This window comes from Arthrobacter sp. P1_D4, assembly GCF_056406115.1.
On record NZ_JBFUAU010000007.1, the window covers coordinates 106,600 to 129,063 of the forward strand.

The 22,464-nt window shown below is 65.2% G+C and carries 19 protein-coding genes and 1 tRNA gene; 18 read left to right on the plus strand and 2 right to left on the minus strand.

What is annotated here, in order from left to right; all coding sequences use genetic code 11:
- The first annotated feature begins 104 nt into the window (after positions 1 to 104).
- The 10 genes from AC1D0A_RS08375 (at position 105) to pyk (ending at position 15,132) form a co-directional block, all read left to right on the plus strand.
- On the plus strand, positions 105 to 1,682 hold the full coding sequence (locus tag AC1D0A_RS08375; RefSeq protein WP_476945562.1) for an anthranilate synthase component I: 1,578 nt from the start codon (positions 105 to 107) through the stop codon (positions 1,680 to 1,682).
- Positions 1,682 to 2,374 carry a Trp biosynthesis-associated membrane protein gene (locus AC1D0A_RS08380; protein WP_476945563.1) on the plus strand — a complete coding sequence of 231 codons (693 nt, stop codon included), beginning with the start codon at positions 1,682 to 1,684 and terminating at the stop codon, positions 2,372 to 2,374. The genes AC1D0A_RS08375 and AC1D0A_RS08380 overlap by 1 nt, the downstream gene beginning before the upstream one ends.
- 130 nt (positions 2,375 to 2,504) lie before the next feature.
- Positions 2,505 to 2,801: an HGxxPAAW family protein gene (locus tag AC1D0A_RS08385; protein ID WP_243179094.1), complete on the plus strand. Its 297-nt coding sequence runs from the start codon at positions 2,505 to 2,507 to the stop codon at positions 2,799 to 2,801.
- A 2-nt stretch (positions 2,802 to 2,803) separates the two neighbouring features.
- Positions 2,804 to 3,622, plus strand: a complete 819-nt coding sequence (gene trpC, locus AC1D0A_RS08390; protein WP_243179093.1) for an indole-3-glycerol phosphate synthase TrpC — start codon at positions 2,804 to 2,806, stop codon at positions 3,620 to 3,622.
- Positions 3,623 to 3,749: 127 nt separating this feature from the next.
- Positions 3,750 to 5,114 (plus strand): tryptophan synthase subunit beta, encoded by a 1,365-nt coding sequence (gene trpB, locus AC1D0A_RS08395; protein ID WP_243179091.1) that lies wholly within the window; start codon positions 3,750 to 3,752, stop codon positions 5,112 to 5,114.
- The gene (gene trpA, locus AC1D0A_RS08400) at positions 5,111 to 5,932 is read left to right on the plus strand and encodes a tryptophan synthase subunit alpha (RefSeq protein WP_476945564.1); all 822 of its coding nucleotides are present in this window, start codon (positions 5,111 to 5,113) and stop codon (positions 5,930 to 5,932) included. The genes trpB and trpA overlap by 4 nt, the downstream gene beginning before the upstream one ends.
- Positions 5,933 to 5,935: 3 nt before the next feature.
- Positions 5,936 to 7,225, plus strand: a complete 1,290-nt coding sequence (gene lgt, locus AC1D0A_RS08405; RefSeq protein WP_476945565.1) for a prolipoprotein diacylglyceryl transferase — start codon at positions 5,936 to 5,938, stop codon at positions 7,223 to 7,225.
- Positions 7,226 to 7,493: 268 nt separating this feature from the next.
- On the plus strand, positions 7,494 to 12,110 hold the full coding sequence (gltB, locus tag AC1D0A_RS08410) for a glutamate synthase large subunit (RefSeq protein ID WP_476945566.1): 4,617 nt from the start codon (positions 7,494 to 7,496) through the stop codon (positions 12,108 to 12,110).
- Complete coding sequence (locus tag AC1D0A_RS08415; protein ID WP_476945567.1) at positions 12,103 to 13,560, plus strand: glutamate synthase subunit beta; 1,458 nt, start codon at positions 12,103 to 12,105, stop codon at positions 13,558 to 13,560. Before gltB ends, AC1D0A_RS08415 begins: the two co-directional genes overlap by 8 nt.
- Before the next feature lie 69 nt (positions 13,561 to 13,629).
- Entirely contained in the window at positions 13,630 to 15,132 is a 1,503-nt protein-coding gene (gene pyk, locus AC1D0A_RS08420; protein ID WP_243179062.1) for a pyruvate kinase, read from the plus strand.
- A 129-nt stretch (positions 15,133 to 15,261) separates the two neighbouring features.
- Here the strand turns inward: pyk and AC1D0A_RS08425 are convergent, their stop codons facing one another.
- Positions 15,262 to 15,867, minus strand: coding sequence for an ANTAR domain-containing response regulator (locus tag AC1D0A_RS08425; RefSeq protein WP_018772478.1), 606 nt, complete (start codon positions 15,865 to 15,867; stop codon positions 15,262 to 15,264).
- Between the two features lie 204 nt (positions 15,868 to 16,071).
- Between AC1D0A_RS08425 and AC1D0A_RS08430 the strand changes: the two genes are divergently transcribed.
- From AC1D0A_RS08430 to AC1D0A_RS08445, 4 genes are all read left to right on the plus strand, one after another.
- Positions 16,072 to 16,153: transfer RNA gene (locus tag AC1D0A_RS08430), tRNA-Leu, on the plus strand.
- Positions 16,154 to 16,240: 87 nt separating this feature from the next.
- A complete protein-coding gene (locus AC1D0A_RS08435; RefSeq protein ID WP_476945568.1) occupies positions 16,241 to 17,371 on the plus strand; it encodes a tyrosine-type recombinase/integrase in 1,131 nt (376 codons plus the stop codon).
- Between the two features lie 136 nt (positions 17,372 to 17,507).
- Positions 17,508 to 17,780 carry a hypothetical protein gene (locus AC1D0A_RS08440; RefSeq protein WP_476870112.1) on the plus strand — a complete coding sequence of 91 codons (273 nt, stop codon included), beginning with the start codon at positions 17,508 to 17,510 and terminating at the stop codon, positions 17,778 to 17,780.
- A 433-nt stretch (positions 17,781 to 18,213) separates the two neighbouring features.
- Entirely contained in the window at positions 18,214 to 18,681 is a 468-nt protein-coding gene (locus tag AC1D0A_RS08445; protein WP_476945569.1) for an HNH endonuclease family protein, read from the plus strand.
- Between the two features lie 220 nt (positions 18,682 to 18,901).
- Here AC1D0A_RS08445 and AC1D0A_RS08450 read toward each other — a convergent pair whose 3' ends face one another.
- Entirely contained in the window at positions 18,902 to 19,705 is an 804-nt protein-coding gene (locus AC1D0A_RS08450) for a hypothetical protein (RefSeq protein ID WP_476945570.1), read from the minus strand.
- A gap of 144 nt (positions 19,706 to 19,849) precedes the next feature.
- On the opposite strand from AC1D0A_RS08450, the gene AC1D0A_RS08455 reads away from it, so the two are divergent.
- The 4 genes from AC1D0A_RS08455 (at position 19,850) to AC1D0A_RS08470 (ending at position 22,428) form a co-directional block, all read left to right on the plus strand.
- The gene (locus tag AC1D0A_RS08455) at positions 19,850 to 20,032 is read left to right on the plus strand and encodes a hypothetical protein (RefSeq protein ID WP_476945571.1); all 183 of its coding nucleotides are present in this window, start codon (positions 19,850 to 19,852) and stop codon (positions 20,030 to 20,032) included.
- A 440-nt stretch (positions 20,033 to 20,472) separates the two neighbouring features.
- On the plus strand, positions 20,473 to 20,961 hold the full coding sequence (locus AC1D0A_RS08460; protein WP_476945572.1) for a hypothetical protein: 489 nt from the start codon (positions 20,473 to 20,475) through the stop codon (positions 20,959 to 20,961).
- Positions 20,958 to 21,995 (plus strand): hypothetical protein, encoded by a 1,038-nt coding sequence (locus AC1D0A_RS08465; RefSeq protein WP_476945573.1) that lies wholly within the window; start codon positions 20,958 to 20,960, stop codon positions 21,993 to 21,995. The genes AC1D0A_RS08460 and AC1D0A_RS08465 overlap by 4 nt, the downstream gene beginning before the upstream one ends.
- The gene (locus tag AC1D0A_RS08470) at positions 21,985 to 22,428 is read left to right on the plus strand and encodes a hypothetical protein (RefSeq protein WP_476945574.1); all 444 of its coding nucleotides are present in this window, start codon (positions 21,985 to 21,987) and stop codon (positions 22,426 to 22,428) included. The genes AC1D0A_RS08465 and AC1D0A_RS08470 overlap by 11 nt, the downstream gene beginning before the upstream one ends.
- The last annotated feature ends 36 nt before the right edge of the window (positions 22,429 to 22,464 follow it).

A 22,464-nucleotide genomic window follows, 5' to 3' on the forward strand; every position in this document is an offset into this window, starting at 1 on the left:
GAGCGCCCCGGCGCTTCCACAGCTTCACGAACCGGACCCCAGGCAGGATCCCATGACCGGATCCGGTCGCAGGTCCACCTAAAGAACAGGCGGAAAGCACAGCCATGCAGGACCTTGGAATCATCAGCCCCGGCCTCGAAGAGTTCCGCGAACTCGCAGGCCACAGCCGCGTCATCCCCGTCCGGCTCAAGGTGCTGGCTGACGCCGAAACCCCGATCGGGCTCTACCGCAAGCTCGCCCATGGGCAGCCCGGAACGTTTCTGATGGAATCTGCGGCGGTCGGCGGCGCCTGGTCGCGCTATTCCTTCATCGGCTCCCGCTCCCGGGCGACCCTGACCACCAAGGACGGCAACGCGCACTGGCTGGGCGAGCCCCCGGTCGGTGTGCCCCTGGACGGCAACCCCGTGGACGCCATCCGCGACACCGTCGCCGCGCTGCGCACCGAGCGCTTCGACGGCCTCCCGCCGTTCACCTCGGGACTGGTCGGGTTCCTGGGTTGGGAAACCGTCCGGCACTGGGAGAAACTGACCAGCCCGCCGGAGGACGATCTCCAACTGCCGGAAATGGCCCTCAACCTGGTCACCGACATGGCGGTCCACGACAACATGGACGGCACCGTCCTGCTGATCGCCAACGCCATCAACTTCGACAACAGCACCGAACGGGTCGACGACGCCTGGCATGACGCCGTCGCCCGCGTCAAAGCCCTGCTCGAAAAGATCAGCCGCCCCGTGGAGCAGCCGGTCTCCGTGCTGGAGACGGCTGCCCTGGATTTCGCGTCCAGTGTGCAGGAGCGTTGGGACGAAACCGAGTACCTGGCCGCCCTGGACCGCGGCAAGGAAGCGATCGTGGACGGTGAGGTCTTCCAGGTGGTGATCTCCCGCCGCTTCGAAATGGAGTGCGGCGCCGACCCCCTCGACGTCTACCGGGTCCTGCGGAACACCAACCCCAGCCCCTACATGTACCTCTTCAGCTTCGAGGACGCCGCCGGCCGCGAATACACGATCGTCGGCTCCTCGCCGGAGGCCCTCGTCACAGTGACAGGGGACGAAGTCATCACCCACCCCATCGCCGGCTCACGCCCGCGCGGCAAGACGTTCGAGGCGGACAAGGCCCTGGCCGAGGAACTGCTGGCGGACGAGAAAGAACGCGCCGAGCACCTGATGCTGGTCGACCTGTCCCGCAACGACCTCTCGAAGGTCTGCGTGGCAGGATCCGTCGACGTCACGCAATTCATGGAAGTGGAGCGCTTCAGCCACATCATGCACCTGGTGTCCACTGTGGTCGGCGAGCTCGCCCCGGCCGCCAAGGCCTACGACGTGCTCAAGGCCACGTTCCCGGCCGGCACCCTCTCCGGCGCCCCGAAGCCGCGGGCCCTGCGCCTGCTGGACGAACTTGAACCGCACCGGCGCGGCATCTATGGCGGCGTGGTGGGGTACCTGGACTTCGCCGGGGACATGGACATGGCGATCGCCATCCGGTCGGCCCTGCTCCGGGAGGGACGCGCGTACGTCCAGGCCGGCGGCGGGATCGTCGCAGATTCGGTGAACCCGACCGAGGCCCAGGAAACCGTGAACAAGGCCGCCGCCCCGCTGCGCGCCGTGCACACCGCCAGGTCGCTGCACAACATCAGCGTTGAGGCAGTCACTGACGCAACGCCCGACGCAGGAGCCGAGTCCTGATGGGGGAGCCGGAAGCCACCGCCAAGAACAGCGCCAAAAACACCGTGAAGACCACTGTAAAGAGCACTGTGAAGAGCACCAAGAGGTCCGCCGTCCCCGGCTGGGCCCGCAAGTCCACCCTGGTCCTGGTAATCGCTGCCCTGGCCCTTGCCGTGTTCGGGACCACCACCCAGACCTGGCTCACGGTGCACCTCGATCCCACGCAGCTCGGCGCGGCCGTGGCCAGCCAGGACGGACTGCAGGTTCAGGGCAGCAAGGCTGCCACCACCGTGACAGCCCTGGCGCTTGTGGCCCTCGCCGGCGGCCTCGCGGCCTCCATCGCCGGTCGCGTGGCCCGCTGGGTCATCACAGCGATCATCCTCCTCGCGGCCGCGGGCATCGTCGCCGCGGCAGCCGTTGTACTGGCGGACCCGCTGGCCGCGGCGCAGGGATCGATCGCGGCCGCCACCGGAATCAGCGGCAGCAGCGTGCAGGTGGACGTCACGGTGTTCCCCATCCTCGCCGTCGTCGCCGGTGCCCTGCTGGGACTCAGCGCCCTGGCGATCGTGCCGGCCGGCCGCTACTGGAAGACCCGCACCAAATATGACGCGGCCGCCGCCGGCGGAACTGCAGCCGGCGGTAATGCGCCGGCCGCCCCCGCTGACGAGATTGACAGCTGGGACAGGTTGTCCCGCGGTGACGACCCCACCTGAGCCGATGCCGCGGGCGCGACCGGCAACGCGGCCAGTAACCCGGCCAAAGCAACGCGGCCCAGCAACGCGGCCAAATAACACAGCCAAAAAATGGCAGAATGTAAGCAGTATTCATCCTGAGGAGATTTCAATGAGCAAAGCCACTGTTTCCGCATCCACGTCCGCTGCGCCGAAGGGGCCGAAGGGCGTCTACGACGACGTCGATCACAGCGAAGCGCCGGGCCACGGCAACAGCCCGGCCGCGTGGACCTGCGTGATCGTGATGCTGATCGGCGCCCTCATTGCGTCCATCGCCTTCGTCATCGCCAACACCCCGATCTTCGTTGCAGGTGCGGCGGTCATGGTAATCGGCCTGCTCGCCGGCTGGGCCATGCGCAAGGCCGGCTACGGCGTCGGCGGCAGCAAGCTGAAGAACTCCGGCCACTGAGCGTGAGCGTTCTCGACGACATCAATGCCGGTGTCAGGGAGGATATGCAGGCGCGCCAGCGTCTGGTTACGCTCGCGGAGCTGAAGGAGCGTGCCGCCGAGGCGGCGCCCGCCCGTGACGCCTGGGCCGCCCTCGGCGGCACCTCAAGCAGCCGGGACCAGCTCAAGGTGATTGCCGAGGTCAAGCGCCGCAGCCCGTCCAAGGGCCCGCTCGCGGACATCGCCGATCCCGCGTCCCTCGCCGCGCAGTACGCCGACGGCGGGGCCGCCGTGATCAGCGTCCTGACCGAGGAGCGCCGCTTCGGCGGCTCCCTGGCCGATCTGGACGCCGTCCGGGCCGCCGTGGACATCCCGCTGCTGCGCAAGGACTTCATGGTTGACGAGTACCAGATCTGGGAGGCCCGGGCGCACGGCGCCGACCTGATCCTGCTGATCGTGGCCTCGCTCTCGGACGCCCAGCTGCGTGAGTTCACGGCCCTCAGCCGCGAGCTCGGCATGAACGTGCTGGTCGAGACCCATACGGCGGAGGAAATCGAGCGCGCAGTCGCCGCGGAGGCCCGGATCATCGGCGTCAACGTACGCAACCTCAAGACGCTCGACGTCGACCGTTCCGTCTTCGCGGCGCTGACCGGCGGCATTCCCGCCGGTGCGCTCGTGGTCGCCGAATCCGGTGTGCGCGACGTCGAGGACGTCAAGCACTACGCGGCCCGCGGAGCCAACGCGGTCCTGGTCGGCGAGGCGCTGGTCAGTGACGCGACGCCCCGCGAGCGGATCGCCGAATTCATGGCTGCCGGCGCGACGGCAATCGCCGCGCGCGCCTGAGGCCGGCCGGTCCTGGCGCCTCCGTCCGGACCGTGAGCGGTGCCGGGCCCGCGATTTTGCCCGGACCAATGAGCGGATCTCATCAGCAGATCCCCAAAGCTAGCAGTGGAACAGGATGGTGAGACTGATGGTCGATGCACCAGCAGCCGGCTCTGACGAAAGTACCGTGGACGCGTTCCTGCAGGGCGGCCGCCCCGCGGAGCACCCCGCGCAGGGCGAACCGTCCCTGCGCCACGCCCCGGGGCCCTACTTCGGGAACTACGGCGGCCGGTGGATGCCAGAGTCGCTCATCGCGGCCCTGGACGAGCTCGAGGACACCTTCGAGAAGGCCAAGGCCGATCCGGAGTTCACGGCCCAGATCGCCGACCTGAACAAGAACTACTCGGGCCGGCCATCGCTGCTGACCGAGGCCAAGCGCTTCGCCGAGCACGCCGGCGGGGTGCGGATCTTCCTCAAGCGCGAAGACCTCAACCACACCGGCTCGCACAAGATCAACAACGTCCTGGGCCAGGCGCTGCTCGCCAAGCGAATGGGCAAAACCCGCGTCATCGCCGAAACCGGCGCCGGCCAGCACGGCGTGGCCAGCGCCACGGCCGCAGCCCTGCTGGGCCTGGAATGCGTGGTCTACATGGGCGCCGAGGACTGCCGCAGGCAGTCTCTCAACGTGGCCCGCATGGAACTCCTTGGGGCCACGGTCATCCCGGTCACCAACGGATCCCAGACGCTCAAGGACGCCATCAACGAGGCCCTGCGCGACTGGGTGGCCAACGTGGGCAACACGCACTACCTGCTGGGCACCGCCGCCGGAGCACACCCGTTCCCGGCGATGGTCCGCTACTTCCACGAAGTCATCGGTGAGGAAGCCCGCGCCCAGATCCTGGACCAGACCGGCCGGCTGCCGGATGCCGTCTGTGCCTGCATCGGCGGCGGCTCCAACGCCATCGGCATCTTCCACGGCTTCCTCGATGACCCTTCGGTCAAGATCTACGGCTTCGAAGCCGGCGGCGAGGGCGTCGAAACCGGACGCCACGCAGCCACCATCACCCTCGGCAAACCCGGCGTACTGCACGGCGCCCGCTCGTACCTCATGCAGGACGACGACGGCCAGACCATCGAGTCGCACTCGATCTCCGCCGGCCTGGACTACCCCGGCGTCGGCCCCGAGCATTCCTACCTCGCCGACATTGGCCGGGTCAGCTACGAGCCCATCACGGACAGCGAAGCCATGGAGGCCTTCCGCCTCCTGTGCCGCACCGAGGGCATCATCCCCGCCATCGAGTCCGCCCACGCCCTCGCCGGCGCCATCAAGGTGGGCCAGCGGCTCGCCGCAGACGCGGCGGCAGGCAAGGCTACAGACGCCTCAGAGAAAATCGTGATGGTGAACCTCTCCGGCCGCGGCGACAAGGACGTGGCCACGGCCGCGGAATGGTTCGACCTGCTGGACAAGGATTCACCTGAAGCCGAAATCGCCAAAGAGGGGGAACAGCTGTGACCACCAGCCAGGACAGCAACCAGCACGCCAGCAAGTCGGCCGCGGCCATTGACCGCGCCCGAGCCCAGGGCCGGGCGGCCCTGATCGGCTACCTGCCCGCCGGCTACCCGAGCGTTAAAGACACCATTGCCGCCGGCATCGCCCTGGCCGAGAACGGCGCCGACCTCATCGAGATCGGCATCCCGTACTCGGACCCGGTCATGGACGGCCAGGTCATCCAGGCCGCCACGACGGAGGCCCTCGCGAAGGGCTTCCACGTCCGGGAGGTCTTCGACGTCGTCCGAGGCATTACGAGCAAGACCGACGCCGCCGTGCTGGTCATGACGTACTGGAACCCCGTGGTCCGGATGGGCGTGGACGAGTTCTCCCGCCGCCTGGCCGAGGCCGGGGGAGCCGGGCTCATCACGCCCGACCTCATTCCGGACGAGGCCGCCGAGTGGATGACGGCCTCGGACAAGTACGGCCTGGACCGGGTGTTCCTGGTAGCTCCCTCGTCCTCGCCCGAACGCATGAAACGCACGGTCGACGCGAGCCGCGGCTTCGTCTACGCCGTCTCCATCATGGGCGTCACCGGCGCCCGGACCTCGGTCAGCTCCGCGGCCAGGGACGTCGTCGCCGCCGCGCACGCCGCGGGCGCCGAACGCGTCTGCGTGGGCCTCGGCGTCTCCACCGCCAGCCACGTCCGCGAGATCGCCGAGTACGCCGACGGCGTGATTGTCGGCACCGCCCTCGTCGCGGCCATCCGGGACGGCGGCGTGGATGCGGTAGCCTCCTTGACGAAAGACCTCAGCACCGGCCTTACCAAGGAAGAAGCGTAAGCAATGCAGTCAGTCCTCCACGCGGCGGCGATGATTCCCGCGAGCATTCCGAGCCCCAGCTGGTCCGGATTCGACATCCCGCTGCCGTGGGGGTCCCTGCGCATCCACGCCTACGCCCTGTGCATCCTCGCCGGCATTATTGCCGGCCTGTGGCTGACCTCGGTCCGCTGGGCACGCCGCGGCGCCCCCGAGGGCAGCGTCTGGGACATCGCCATCTGGGCCATCCCGTTCGGCATTATCGGCGGACGGCTGTACCACGTGTTCTCCTCTCCGGACGCCTACTTCGGCCCGGGATTCGACGGCACAGGGGACCTGTCCCTGATTCCGCAGATCCAGCGCGGCGGCCTGGGCATCTGGGGCGCCGTCGTGCTCGGCGCCGTGGGCGCCTGGATCGGGTGCCGGCGTGCCGGGGTGAAGCTGAGCGCCTTCATGGACGCCGCGGCCCCCGGGCTGCTGCTGGCCCAGGCCATTGGCCGGTGGGGCAACTACTTCAACCAGGAACTCTTCGGCGGCCCCACCACGCTTCCGTGGGGGCTGCAGATCGATCCCAACAACCCGAACTTCCCCCCCGGCATGCCGACGGACACGCTCTTCCACCCGACGTTCCTCTACGAGTCGCTGTGGAACCTGGCCGGCGTGCTGATCCTGCTGGCCCTGGACCGCAAATTCAGCTTCCGCCGCGGCCGCCTCTTCTGCGTCTACGCCATGTACTACACCCTGGGCCGCGTCTGGATCGAGGCCATGCGGATCGACGATGCCGAACAGATCACCCTCTTCGGGCTCACCACCAGGCTCAATGTCTGGACCAGCATCATCGTCTTCGCCGGAGCCCTGCTCGCCTTCATCCTCCTCGGACTGCGCAAGCGCTCCGAGCCGGACACCCCGTTCCTCCCCGGCCGTGCACCCGCGGAGACGAAGCCGGCAGGGACCCAGCCGGTGGAGACCACGCCGGCTGAGGAAAAGACGGCTGAGGCGAAGGCAGAGTCAGAGCCGGACGCTGACGCGACCGACGCCGACAGCGCTGACCGCGCCACCGGCGCCGACAGTGCTGCCCACGCCGACCGCGCCACCGTTCCCGCAGACGCGGCAACCATCCGCCATTCGGACGCCGCTGTCTCAGATAGTGAATCCCGTGCTAATCTCCGGAATAACCAAAGCGGACCAGTTCGCGCATCCGAGGATGCGGACAGGGACTCCACGGGCGGCACCGCGCCCGCCAATGGAGCTCCGGCAGCCGGAGTTTCCGGCCGCCAGGGAACTGGAACCGCGCCGGAGGCTGAGGGCACCAAGTAGCTCAGCGCCGGCACTTCGGGTTGACCGGAGCCACCGCTCACCGGACCCGACTCCACAGCGTCGTGGCAAGAGGGCTTGCCGTGGACAGCAGATCGAAGCTGTCCATGCAAGCCCGGGCCAGCACCTGCGTAACTGTTAGTACAGGAGGCCGGGCTGGCCTACAATTCCAGTTAGAAAAACACTCTGTTGCGCCCGTCACACACCGGCGTGCCGAGTGGGGCCAATGTTGTCCCTCCCATACGCACGATCAGGAGGAAGGACGTCTCCAATGACCCAAACTCTTCACAGCCCCAGCTGGTCCGATCCGGACCAGCCCTCGGCTGCCGCGTCACCTTTCAGCCGCTTCGCGGCGATTCCGGCCGCTGCCGGACTCTACAATCCGGAGAACGAGAAGGACGCCTGCGGCCTGGCCATCATCGCCACGCTCCGCGGTGAGCCTGGCTACGACATCGTCGACGCCGCCCTGACCGCCCTGCGCAACCTCGAGCACCGCGGTGCCGTGGGCGCCGATGAAGGTACCGGCGACGGCGCCGGCCTCCTGATGCAGGTGCCGGACGAATTCTTCCGCGCAGTCACGGACTTCGAACTTCCGGCCCCCGGCCAGTACATCGTGGGAACCGCGTTCCTGCCCGCCGAGCAGCGCGAATCCGACGCCGCCCGCGCCGGCATCGAAGGCCTCGCCGCGGACGAGGGCCTGACCATCCTGGGCTGGCGTGAAGTCCCGATCGTGGCCGACCTGGTCGGGGCCATGGCGCGGGCCTGCATGCCGTACTTCTCGCAGCCGTTCTTCGCCTCCAGCACCGGGGAAACCCTCGAACGCAACGAGCTCGATTCCCGCGCCTGGCGGATCCGCAAGCGCGCCCAGAACAAGTTCGGCGTGTACTTCCCGTCGCTCTCCTCCCGGACCATCGTCTACAAGGGCATGCTCACCACCGCGCAGCTCGAGCCGTTCTACCCGGACCTGTCGGACAAGCGCTTCAAGACCAAGCTCGCGATTGTCCACTCGCGCTTCTCCACCAACACGTTCCCGTCCTGGCCGCTGGCCCAGCCGTTCCGCACCATCGCGCACAACGGGGAGATCAACACCGTCAAGGGCAACCGCAACTGGATGCGGGCCCGGCAGTCGCAGCTCGCCAGCCCGCTGCTGGGGGACTCACCCGAAGAGCTGTTCCCAATCTGCACCCCGGGCGCCTCGGACTCGGCCTCCTTCGACGAGGTTGCCGAACTGCTCTGGCTCTCCGGCCGGCCCATCACGCACTCGATCATGATGATGATCCCGGAGGCGTGGGAAAACCACGCCACCATGGATCCGGCCCGCCGCGCCTTCTACGAATACCACTCGATGCTCATGGAGCCGTGGGACGGCCCGGCGGCCGTCTCCTTCACGGACGGCAACCTGGTCGGCGCCACGCTGGACCGCAACGGCCTGCGTCCGGGCCGGTACTGGATCACCGAGGACGGCCTGATCGTTTTCGCCTCCGAAGTCGGCGTGATCGACGTCGAACCCTCCAAGGTGGTCAAGAAGGGCCGCGTCTCGCCCGGCAAGATGTTCCTGGTGGACACGGAAGCCGGCCGGATCATCGACGACGCCGAGGTCAAGGCCGAGGTTGCCGCAGCGAACCCCTGGGCCGAATGGGTCAAGGACAACCTGATCGACCTCAAGAACCTGCCCGAACGCGAGCACGTCGTGCACACCGCCGCCTCGGTCAACATCCGCCAGCGCACCTTCGGCTACACCACCGAGGAACTGAAAATCCTGCTGGGCCCGATGGCCCGCACCGGCGCCGAACCGCTCGGTGCCATGGGCTCGGACACCCCGGTGGCCGTGCTGTCCAAGCGCCCGCGGCTGCTCTTCGACTACTTTGTGCAGTCCTTCGCGCAGGTCACCAACCCGCCGCTGGACGCCATCCGTGAAGAGCTCGTCACGTCCCTGACGTGCGCAATCGGCCCGAACGGCAACCTGCTGGACACCAAGCAGGTCCGGCAGCCGCAGGTCTCGCTGCCGTTCCCCGTGATCAACAACGACCAGCTCGCCAAGATCGCGAACATCGAGAGCGCCGACGGCGGCAAGGTCGCCATGAAGGTCCGCGGACTCTACCGCCCCGAAGGCGGCGAGAACTCCCTCCGGGCCCGGCTCACCGAAATCTGCGAGCAGGTCTCCGGCGCCATCAACCGCGGCGTCCAGTACGTGGTGCTCTCAGATCGCGACTCGAACGCCCAGTGGGCCCCGATCCCGTCCCTGCTGCTGGTCAGCGCCGTGCACCACCACCTGCTGCGCAGCGCCAACCGCACCAAAACCGCGCTCGTGGTGGAAGCTGGCGACGTCCGCGAGACCCACCACGTCGCCGTGCTCATCGGCTACGGCGCCTCCGCCGTGAACCCGTACCTGGCCATGGAATCCGTGGAACAGCTCATCGCCTCCGGCGACGTCGTCGGGGTCACCCCGCAGGACGGCGTCTACAACCTGATCAAGGGCCTGGGCAAGGGCGTCCTGAAGATCATGTCCAAGATGGGCATCTCCACCGTGGCCTCCTACACCGGTGCCCAGACCTTCGAAGCGCTCGGCCTCGGCCAGGACCTCGTGGACGAGTACTTCTCCGGCACGCATTCCCAGCTCGGCGGCGTCGGCCTCGACGTCATTGCCGCCGAAGTCCTGGCCCGGCACCGCATGGCCTACCCCGAGAACGGCATCGAACTGCCGCACCAGCCCCTGCTCGGCGGCGGCGAATACCAGTGGCGCCGCGACGGCGAACCCCACCTGTTCAACCCCGAGACTGTCTTCCGGCTCCAGCACGCCACGCGTGAACGCCGCTACGACATCTTCAAGGCCTACACCCGCGGCGTTGACGACCAGTCCGAGAACCTCATGACCCTGCGCGGTCTGCTGAAGTTCAAGGCCGGTTCGCGTCCCGCGGTGCCGCTTGAGGAAGTGGAACCGGTTTCCAGAATCGTCAAGCGGTTCTCCACCGGCGCCATGAGCTACGGCTCCATCTCCAAGGAAGCCCACGAGACCCTCGCGGTCGCCATGAACCGGCTGGGCGGAAAGTCCAACACCGGTGAAGGCGGCGAGGACGTGGACCGGCTGCTCGATCCCACCCGCCGTTCCGCGGTCAAGCAGATCGCCTCCGGCCGCTTCGGCGTCACCAGCCTGTACCTGTCCAACGCGGACGACATCCAGATCAAGATGGCCCAGGGTGCCAAGCCCGGCGAGGGCGGCCAGCTGATGGCGCAGAAGGTCTACCCCTGGGTGGCCCGCACGCGGCACTCGACCCCCGGCGTCGGCCTCATTTCGCCGCCCCCGCACCACGACATCTACTCGATCGAGGACCTCGCGCAGCTGATCTATGACGCCAAGCGCGCCAACCCCTCGGCCCGGGTGCACGTCAAGCTCGTCTCCGAGGTCGGGATCGGCACCGTGGCGGCCGGCGTCACCAAGGCGAAGGCCGACGTCGTGCTGGTCTCCGGGCACGACGGCGGTACCGGCGCCTCGCCGCTGAACTCGCTCAAGCACGCCGGTGTCCCGTGGGAACTCGGCCTCGCCGAGACGCAGCAGACGCTCATGCTCAACGGCCTGCGCGACCGTGTGGTGGTGCAGGTCGACGGCCAGCTCAAGACCGGCCGCGACGTCGTGATCGCCGCGCTGCTCGGCGGCGAAGAGTTTGGTTTCGCCACCGCCCCGCTGGTGGTCTCCGGCTGCATCATGATGCGCGTCTGCCACCTGGACACCTGCCCGGTAGGCGTCGCAACCCAGAACCCCGAGCTGCGCTCCCGGTTCAACGGCAAGCCCGAATTCGTGGTGAACTTCTTCGAATTCCTTGCCGAGGAAGTCCGCGAAATCCTCGCCGAGCTGGGTTTCCGCAGCATCGAGGAGGCGATCGGCCATGCCGAGATGCTCGACTCCCGCGACGCGATCAACCATTGGAAGGCCGAAGGGCTGGACCTGGATCCGATCCTGCACGGGCTCGAGTTCGACAACGACGCGCCGCTGCGCAACCTCACCGGCCAGAACCACGAACTCGACAAGCACTTCGACCAGCGCCTGATCGCCATGGCGGCCGAAGCGCTGAGCGACCGCACGCCGGTGAAGATCTCCGTAAACGTCATCAACACGGACCGCTCCGTCGGCACCATGCTCGGCCACGTCGTGACGAAGACCTTCAGCACCGACGTCCTGGCCACGGACACCATTGACATCACGCTCAATGGCACCGCGGGCCAGTCGCTCGGAGCGTTCCTGCCGGCCGGCATCACGCTGCGCATGTTCGGCGACTCCAACGACTACGTCGGCAAGGGACTTTCCGGCGGCCGCATCATCGTCCGGCCGGACCGCACCAACGTGTTCCCCGCCGAGCGCAACGTAATCGCCGGCAACGTGATCGGCTACGGCGCCACAAGCGGTGAGCTGTTCCTCCGCGGCCAGGTCGGCGAACGCTTCCTGGTCCGCAACTCCGGCGCCACCGCGGTGGTCGAAGGCATCGGGGACCACGGCTGCGAGTACATGACCGGCGGCCAGACGCTCATCATCGGCCGCACCGGCCGCAACTTCGGCGCCGGCATGTCCGGGGGCACGGCCTACGTGCTGGACCTGCAGACCGAGCGCGTCAACAAGCAGGCCCTCGAGTCAGGCGAGCTGCAGCTGCGCGAGCTCGACGCCGAGGACCGTGACATCGTCCACGGGCTGCTCGTCAAGCACCTCGAGGAAACCGAGTCGCTGCTCGCGGCACGGCTCCTCGAGAACTTCGATGACACCGCAGCCCGCATAACCAAGGTGCTGCCGCGCGACTACGCGGCCGTCCTGCAAACCCGTCTTGACGCCATCGAAGAGGGCCTGGACCCCGACGGCGAAGAAGTTTGGTCTCGAATCCTGGAGGTGACCGGTGGCTGATCCACGCGGATTTCTGAAAGTACGTCAGCGTGAAACCCAGCCGCGCCGTCCCGTCCCGGTCCGCATCATGGACTGGAAAGAGGTCTATGAGGCCCAGGAAAAGGGTGTCCTGAAGAGCCAGGCAGGCCGCTGCATGGACTGCGGCGTCCCGTTCTGCCACCAGGGCTGCCCGCTGGGCAACCTCATTCCGGAATGGAACGACCTCGTCTGGCGGGACAAGGGCGAGGAAGCGATGGAGCGGCTGCACGCCACCAACAACTTCCCCGAATTCACGGGCCGGCTGTGCCCTGCCCCCTGCGAGGCGTCCTGCGTACTCGGCATCAACCAGCCCGCGGTGACCATCAAGCAGGTCGAGGTGTCCATCGTGGACCAGGCCTTCGAGAACGGCTGGGTCAACCCCCTGCCGCCCGCGCGACTGACCGGCAAGACGGTCGCCGTCGTCGGGTCCGGCCCCGCCGGGCTCGCCGTCGCCCAGCAGCTGACCCGGGTGGGCCACACTGTGGCCGTGTACGAGCGCGACGACAAGATCGGCGGCCTCCTGCGCTACGGGATCCCCGACTTCAAGATGGAAAAAGAGCAGGTGGACCGCCGGCTGGAGCAGATGAAGGCCGAAGGCACCCGGTTCCGCACCGGGGTGGCCGTCGGCACCGACGTGACGTGGGAGCAGCTGCGCCGCCGGTACGACGCCGTCGTCATCGCCACCGGGGCCACCGTCCCGCGTGACCTGCCGATCCCGGGCCGCGACCTCGACGGCGTCCACTACGCCATGGATTACCTCGTGCCGGCCAACCGGGTGGTGGCGGGGGAGACCGTGGAGAACCAGATCAATGCCGCGGGCAAGCACGTGGTCATCCTCGGCGGCGGCGACACCGGCGCCGACTGCCTCGGCACCGCGCACCGTCACCAGGCCGCGTCCGTGACCACCCTGGCGATCGGCAAGCAGCCCCCCGTCGAGCGGGCCGGCCACCAGCCCTGGCCGACATTCCCCACCTTGTTCGAGGTCGCCAGCGCGCACGAGGAAGGCGGCGAACGCACCTACCTCGCCTCCACCGTGGAGTTCGTCGGGGAAAACGGCAAACTCAGGGGCGTCAAGGTTGCGGAGACGGAATTCGTCGACGGCAAACGCCTGCCGAAGGCCGGCACCGAGCGGATCATTCCGGCGGACCTCGTCTTCCTGTCCCTGGGCTTCACCGGCGCCGAGCCGGCCGGGATCACCGACCAGGTCCAGGCCGACTTTGACGGCCGCGGCAACGTGGCACGCGACGGCTACTACATGACCAATACTGAAGGCATCTTCGTCGCGGGCGACGCCGGCCGCGGCCAGTCGCTCATCGTTTGGGCCATCGCCGAAGGGCGCGCCTGCGCGGCCGCGGTGGACAAGTTCCTGATGGGCAGCACCATTCTGCCGGCACCTGTGGCGCCGACCGACCGTGCGATGGCTGTTCTGTAGTCCCACAGGACCTCCGGGATTCATCCGCACTTCAACTTAATCCATGCAACACACCAGTAGGGTAGGTATATGAGACGCGCTAAAATCGTGGCCACTTTCGGACCGGCAATCGCAAGCTTTGACAACACGCTGGCCGTGCTGGAAGCCGGCGTTGACGTGGCACGCATGAACATGAGCCACGGCGATTACTCCGTGCACGACAACACCTACGAGAACGTCCGCAAGGCTGCGGGACAGCTCGGCAAGGCCGTGGCCATCATGGCCGACCTGCAGGGCCCGAAGATCCGCCTCGGACGTTTCGTCGACGGTCCCCACCTCCTGGAGGTCGGTGACACGTTCACGATCACCACCGAGGACGTTCCGGGCACCAAGGACATCTGCTCCACGACCCTCAAGAGCCTGACAGAGGACGTCAACCCGGGCGATGCCCTGCTGATCGACGACGGCAAGGTCGCCCTCCGCGCGATCGACGTCGACGACGTCAAGGTGGTCGCCCAAGTGATTGTCGGCGGCTGGGTTTCCAACAACAAGGGCATCAACCTGCCCGGCGTTGCCGTCAACGTGCCGGCGCTGAGCGAAAAGGACGAGGACGATCTGCGCTGGGCCATGCGCCGCGGCGTGGACATGGTTGCCCTGTCCTTCGTCCGGGATGCTTCGGACATCGTCCGCGTGCACGAGATCATGGACGAGGAAGGCCGCCGCGTGCCGGTCATCGCCAAGATCGAGAAGCCGCAGGCCGTGGAGCAGCTGCACGAGATCATCGACGCCTTCGACGCCATCATGGTGGCTCGTGGCGACCTCGGTGTGGAACTTCCCCTCGAGGAAGTGCCGATAGTGCAGAAGCGCGCCATCGAACTGGCACGCCGCTGGGCCAAGCCGGTCATCGTGGCCACCCAGGTCCTCGAGTCCATGATCGAGAACCCGCGCCCGACCCGCGCCGAGGCCTCCGACTGCGCCAACGCGGTGCTGGACGGTGCCGACGCGGTCATGCTCTCCGGCGAGACCAGCGTGGGCAAGTACCCGATCGAGACGGTCAAGACCATGGCCCGGATCATCGAGTCCACCGAAGAGCACGGCCTGGAGCGCGTTCCCCCGCTGGGCACCAAGCCCAAGACCCGCGGCGGCGCCATCACCCGCGCCGCCGTCGAGATCGCCGATCAGCTGGAAGCGAAGTACATCTGCACCTTCACGCAGTCCGGTGACTCGGCACGCCGCCTGTCGCGTCTGCGCCCCATCAGGCCGGTCTTCGCCTTCACCCCGGTGGAGCACGTCTGGAACCAGCTCGCGCTGACGTGGGGCATCCAGCCGGTCCTGGTCCCGATGGTGGGCCACACCGACGAGATGACGGCCCAGGTTGACCGCAGCCTGCTGGAGCTCGACGTCGTCGAGGACGGTGACCTGGTGGTCATCGCCGCTGGTTCACCTCCCGGAAAGGCCGGGTCGACGAACCTGCTGAAGGTCCACAAGGTGGGCGACCTCGCCGACTTCGGCGGCCAGGGCGAAGCAGCCGTGGCCAAGGACAAGCTCGGCCCGTGGCCGGAAAAGAAGAAGAAGAACCGGGTCCAGGCCTAGTTCTGATAGCTTGAACGCAAAAGGGAGGATCCCCGCCGGCTGGCGGGGATCCTCCTTTTTTGGTGTTTGGTGCTTCGAGCGCGCGGCTGCCGGCTTCCGGCCGCGGAGCGCGGCCGGCACCGCCGGCCGCTAGTTGACCTGGTTGATGATGGTTTCGGCCACCTCGCGCATGCTGAGGCGGCGGTCCATCGAGGTCTTCTGGATCCACCGGAAGGCTTCCGGTTCCGTCAGGCCCATCTTGGTGGTCAGGAGGCTTTTGGCGCGCTCCACGAGCTTGCGGGTGGCGAACTGCTCCTGCAGGTCGGTGACCTCGCTCTCGAGGGCCTTGATTTCCTCGTGGCGGGACAGCGCGATCTCCAAGGCCGGGATGAGGTCCGCCGGGGTGAACGGCTTGACCACGTACGCCATGGCGCCGGCGTCGCGGGCGCGCTCCACGAGCTCTTTCTGGCTGAACGCGGTGAGCAGGACCACGGGGGCGATCCGGGCCTTGACGATCTTCTCCGCGGCCGAGATGCCGTCCATGACCGGCATCTTGACGTCCATCAGGACCAGGTCGGGCTTGAGCTCCTCGGCAAGCTGGACGGCCTTTTCGCCGTTGTCCGCCTCGCCGACAACGTCGTAGCCTTCGCCCCGCAGGATCTCGATGATGTCCAGGCGGATGAGGGTCTCATCCTCGGCGACGACAACGCGGCGCGCCGGCTGGGAAGTGGGGGTTGACTCCGTCTGTTCTGACACGGGAACTCCTTGGAAAGGTACGGCGGGAACTCAACCATCATAGGTTTTGTCCGCCATGTACTTGGACCGGTTTGGTTCGATGCGGCGTCACTGGCGCGATTCTGGAATTCAGCCTATCTGCATGTAGAGTAATTTCGCGCACTGGAAGCGATCGCGTTGCTCACAGCACTGTGGCAGGCTGATTGTTACACCGGTGTACTCCGCGCCCGAGTGGCGGAATTGGCAGACGCGCCGCACTCAAAATGCGGTATCGAAAGGTGTGTGGGTTCGAGTCCCACCTCGGGCACAGTGTTTCCGCAGGTCAAAGGCCTGTTTCGTCTTTGGGTGTTGACAAAACCGCCCAAAGTGTTGACAGCGGCGTACCGTTTTTGGTGTGGCCAGCATTCGAAAACGCACCAAAAAGGACGGAACAGCGTCCTACATGGTGCTCTGGCGGGACCCGAAGAGCCGCGAGCAGCAGGGCCTGACAGTTCTCACTCTCGTCGAAGCGGAGACCCTGAAAAGGCTTCTGGACGCCAACGGACAATCCTTCGAGATCGCCCAGCACGCCATCCTCTCCAACGCCAAACGCACACCCACCATCGCTGAAGTCATCCAAGAGCACATTGATCTGTTGGTTCGGCCATCGAGTGGAACCATCAAGACGTACCAAACCATGTTGGATCTCCATGTCCGCAATGTCATCGGTCATGTTCCCGCGGACAAGCTCGACTATCGACTGCTCGCGCATTGGGTGAAATCGATGATGGCAAAGGGGCTCGCGCCGAAGACGGTTCATAACGTTCATGGCCTCATCTCCGCCGCCATGAACACTGCAGAGATGCTGGGCTACATCCCGCGGAACCCTTGCCGGGGCGTGCAGCTGCCTCCCATTGAGAAGGCTGAGGACGAGGCCATGTTCCTCACCCATGCTGAGTTCAGCCTCATCATGGAGGGAATGGGGGAGCGCTACAAGGCCTTCACCAACTTCCTGGTCATGACCGGCACCCGCTTTGGAGAGGCCACCGCGCTGACCGTGGCGGACGTGGACCTCCTGTCCAAACCCCCGACAGTGCGGATCAACAAGGCTTGGAAACGGGACGGGCAGTCGAAGTTTTACGTTGGTGCAACGAAGACCGGTGCCGGCAAGCGGACCATCGGACTGAACCCCGCACTCGTGGAGCTGCTGATCCCGCTGGTCGCCAGCAGAGCGGGGAAAGAACTTGTGTTCACTACGCCCAAGGGCGGGCGCATCATCCACAAGCTCTACTGGCACCACTACTGGGTTCCGGCTGTCCACACGGCCCAGGCTATCGGCCTTACCAAGAACCCACGGATCCACGACCTCCGCCATACTCACGCATCCTGGCTGATCCAGGACGGCGTGCCCTTGTTCACCATCTCGCGCCGGCTGGGGCACGCCTCCACGCGGACTACCGAGCAGGTGTACGGGCACTTGATGCCGGCTGCGCTGCAAGCCGGTGCTGACGCCACTGAGCGCTCTGTGGCAGCCTTTCTGCGGTGACGGCAATGGGGCTATGTGTGGGGCCGTGCCGATGTCGCCCTCGGGGAGCGTTCGCCTGACTCGCGCTTCTGGTCATGTCGGCTAGTCTCCACGAGGCCATGAAGGTTGAAAGCAACGCCTTCCTTTTGGAGTTCCCGTGGAGATCGAATTTTTTGAACCCGCCGAGGCAGCCGCGCTGATGCGCTGCACGGAGTCATGGCTGCGCGATGGCGCGGTCAGCGGACGCTTCCCCCACGCGTGCTGGGGCAAGGGCAAGATCATTTTCACTTCGGAGCACATCCTGGAAATCGCGAAGTTGAGTGAGATCCTTCCCGGCAGAGCTGGTTCTCCGCTCTCTGTCAGCCGGCCGGCGCCAAAGGAACGGCTCATTGGCACCCGTTCGAAAGTCAGACTGGCTACGGCGAACTAAGTATGGGTGACGTTTCCCGTTCGGGCCACAGTTTGAACGGTTGAGCCAGGGAGTGGCACCCGAAGCAGACTTCCCCAGAGGACTAAGTGCGTAGACGTGTGGCGGGCACCACGGACACGGTTACCCGCGGTGGCGGTGGCCGAAGCTACGGCGGAAAAATCCCTCTCGTCAAAAGGACCATGAATATCAACTGTTCTCTCGCCAAAGTCCTGACCGCTGTCACCGCCTTGTTGCTGGCTGGATCATTAGCAGGATGTGGCGCCGCAGTCAACGCCCTTGAGGTCATCGAGTCTGCTGCCGGCATCGGTGCGCCAGCCACTGTGGACCCGGCTTCTGCCACTGACGCCGCCGACGCCCTCGTCCGACTCGAGAGTATCCCGGTGAAAGGTCGCGCCCCGAAGACTGGTCATACACGGGACGAGTTCGGACCGGCGTGGGCGACACTGACAGCAACGGCTGCGACACCCGCAATGACATCCTTGCCCGGGACCTGACCAACGAAACGTTCAAGCCCGGCACCAACAATTGCGCGGTCTCCACGGGAACCCTGACCGACAAGTTCACCCGCGGCCAGGACACCAGCTCAGGCGTCCAGATCGACCACATCGTTCCGCTCAGCGATGCCTGGCAGAAGGGCGCACAGCAGATCAGCGCTGACCAGCGCAAGGAACTCGCGAACGACCCGTTGAACCTCATGGCCGCCGATGGTCCCACCAATGGTGCCGATGGTGACAAAGACGCCGCCACGTGGCTACCGCCGAACAAGGCCTTCCGATGCGAGTACGTCGTCCGCCAAACTGCCGTCAAGGCCAAATACAGCCTCTGGGTCACGGAAGCCGAGCATGACGCCATGGCAGGGGTACTTTCGAGCTGCAAATACGTCACGTCCGTGCGTCGTTGACGGGCGGACCGGCCGAATTAGTTGCATCTACGTTGGGTGGAACGGTCCCAGAAGCGCTTATTCGTTCTGTACGTCTGAAGACCTACGAGCAGGTCCAGGCCGTGGTCTTGCGATCCAACAGTACTGAGGCCGCGCGGGCGCAACGTGCACCACTACCGGGAGAGCTAAGCCTTGCGCAGGGCTCCACAGGCCTCGATCCACCGCTTACCCACCGGAAACGCTATGACGGGCTGCCCGCCATAGCTTTGATGATCTCGGCCACGACTGTGACGACGACGGCTGCACCAGCACCAATCCATGCGGCCCGCTTCTGTACGCCCGTCTGAAACTTCTGCTCGCGAACTGTTTGCCGACTGTCCTCGTTGACAAGGGGGAAGTCGCCCTTGAGCTTGCGCAACTGATCCTTAGAGGGGTCGGTCGTGTATCGCCGCAGCGCGTCCACGACGCGGCCCAAGTCCTGTTGTACTCGGTCGCCCGTGTGAAACTTCATGCCAACGATGCGGACGCAGTGGACGCCGCCGTGATCGTGGACATTCATAGCGTTGAGGCTATCCCGTGGATCCGATTTTCGTCTCTCGTCCCATCCAGGTGACGAATGCATGATCACGCTGGTTTCGGGCGGCAGCCCGACTGTGAGGTTGATTTTGGTTAGCTGGTCAGTCGGGGTTTCGAGGATGTTGGCCACAGCAAGCTCAGGAGCCAGCTCAGGCTGCCCGTAGGTGGTGACTACACCGTTTCCTCCACCGTACTCGTCCAAGATCTTTACGAAGCTCAGGAGAGCCTCCCGGTCTGCGAAAACTCGTGGAGCGAAGGACGCGTAATCTACCTGCTGCATCCACTCAAAAGACGACGTAAGACTTGTCTCGACGTTGCCGGTCACATCGTCAGTGACTAGGAGGCTGCCATTTGTCTGCTGCCCCTGATAGGCGTGGCCCAAGACGTACCGTCCCCACATCCCGGACCACTTGCCCCAGCCCACATACGTAATCCACAGGCGTCGGATCTTGCGAAATGGTTTGTTCATGATGATCCCCCGGGACTTTCCTGCAGTGACGCGACAATGAGTTCCCACATTAGTTGAACAGCGGCGCAAGCCCGGCCCAAACTGGTGAGCGGGGCTGCGTGGTTGGGGAACTACTCCGGTCTGGCCTGCCCCTAGGATGGGGCCATGACTGAATCCGAGAACAAATCCCTGGCCTACGCCGAATACGATGAAAACGGGAACCACAACCCTGTGCGTTTGCCGGCCACAGAGGACTCCGAACAGTGGGAGCTGGAGATTATCCGGGAGAATATCGAGAACGACCCGAACGACCCAGACTCTCCGATTTACCGTGGCCACAACTGGTAAGCGCTGGACTAGTAAGGGCTGGTCGACCGCATCAAATGCGCCTGAAAGATGTTCTGCTAAGCCAACGTTATGACTTCACATGACTTTCTGCCGGAGACAACGGCAACAATGCGAGCTTCGTCCGGATGTTGATCCCTCTCCGGGTCCGGAGGACTGAGATTTGTACCGCCGTTTCGCTCGGGGCACTGTCGTCTGCGTAGTACCTAAAAGCAACTGCCCGGAAAGGCCATGACTACCCTTCCCTCGTGCGCAGGAGCCTTTGCTTTTGGGGCGCCTGAGATCGTCACTTTGCCTGCGTAGCGGTAAAGCCACTTCTGGTCCAATCTGCCTCTGGACATGTCCAGAGCTGAGGCGTTCAATTGAAGCTCGGCGCCGAACGCGCCGCGGTGGCTGGCGTCAGCGGCGGTCACCCTTGCTGTCAGCTGCAATGAGGGGGCGGTATGGACCAGCAAACATCGCAAGGATCGGAGCCAGAGCAGATTGCAGTGGAAGCGTTTCTGGCGCTGCAGCTACCAAGCCGTCTGAATCTGGATGGGCTAGTTGGGATCGTGGCAGCCCAACGCCGGCGTCGAATCGAGATTGAAGCCACGACGGTCCTCAACGGCACGTCCGTCTGTGGCCTCTGGCTGTCGACAGATACTCGGGAAATCATTCTGCACGCCGTTACGGACTCAGAACTCCATAGGCAGCAGTTCATCCTGCATGAGCTCGGGCACATGATCCTGCGCCACGATGAGTTGGGCGTTTCCTCGGACTATGCCGGCAGCCTCTTCCCGAATCTTGACGGAGAGCTGGTGTCACGGGCTTTGGCACGGAGCAGCTTCGTTGACGACCTGGAGGCCGCGGCTGAGACTCTCGCAGATCTTCTTGCCGGCGCTATCCGCGACAGCACTATGGAGCCAAGATCCTTTGAACAGGTCTTCGGGTGATCCAGGCTATCGCTGCCTCCGTCATCTGGGGCCTCGTACTGTGCCTCCTGCCCGGCGCCCGCACCAGAAAAGACCACAGCATTCTCGTTGCCGCCGTAGCAATCGCAACGGCGCTTTCCTTGAATGTCGACCCGATATATGTCGCGGGTGATCAAGCGCTCGGGGGCCGCAACCTTCTGGATCTGTCCGCGAACATCCTGATGGTCGTGGGAATCTACTTCCTTTCCCAGGCAATCGTCCGGGCTGCCGAGATCAAGGATGCACCTGTTCGCAGGGGACGTCGTGGCCTCCTGATTTTGGGTCTAGTGTCCGCGGGGCTGGTCCTTGCATTCCTCTGCATCGAAGCACCCGTGTCCTCAACAAGATTCATGTTGGATTACGGGGACCAGCCTGCTGCCGCCGTCTATTCCGTCATCCAGTTTGTCTACATCGGGGTGGTCGTCGGCGTGACCGGATACGTGTGCTTTAGATTCCGACGGCGGATGGCCACGTCTCACTTTCGCGTCGCCTTCGCTCTCATTGGCATTGGGTGCTCCCTGGCTCTCGTCGTCGTGTTTGCTGTCCTGGGAATGGACGTCGCCCATCTTCGGGGAGAGCAGTCGACGATGGAGCAGTTGGCCGCCGTTTACGACACGAGTTTTGTCGGGGCGATGGTGTTCCTGTGTGCTGGTCTGGCCCTCCCACCGGTCGCCCGTCGGATCGTTCGACGAGCACAACTGAAGACGCAAGCTGGGTTACTGGAAAATCTCACATCCATCTGGGAAAGAGCGACTGCGACGCGCAAGGATGGACGCCTGGCGCCGTCCACTGCAGCCATCGAGCGGGGTGATCCTGAGGCGAGAAGACTTCATCGGATGCTTGTCGAAATTGAGGATGCTCTCCTGATGAATCCGGCCGCTGCTAAGTTGCTTGATGAAGCTGATTTCGAAACGTTGGCCCGAACTGAGGATTACCTCGCATCCAATCGAGACCCGCAGGATGGTCGAGTAGGTCTGGGACGATGGGGGAGGAGGAAGGATCCTAGTGACAGATGATGCCGCAGGACCCTCTGAATCGCCGCAGGCGAGGCTCGCCCGCAAGATAAATCTGTTGCTGGATCTGTATGAGATCCGAGGGGCAGGGCCCTTGGCTTACAAGGAAATCAGTCGAGACATGGCTGAACGGGGCACCCCGTTGTCACGGTCAAGGTGGGCTTACATGCGAAGCGGTGATAGCTCCCTGGCTATGGATAAGGAGCTGCTCCAGAATCTCGCGATATTCTTCGGCGTGGATCGCCGGTACCTTCTCGATGACTCAACAGATGTACCCGAGCTGGTGGAAGCTCAGCTGAGCCTCCTGAAATCGATGCGCGAGGCCCGGGTTAGGAACTTTGCGGCCAGGCAATTGCAGGATTTATCACCTGAAACGCTCGCGCGACTTCGGGTTGTCATCGACGAGCATGTCAGGAGCAACGATGAAGAGTTCTAGATTGCTGGGCCCTCTAACCACTGGTGCCGTAAGTGC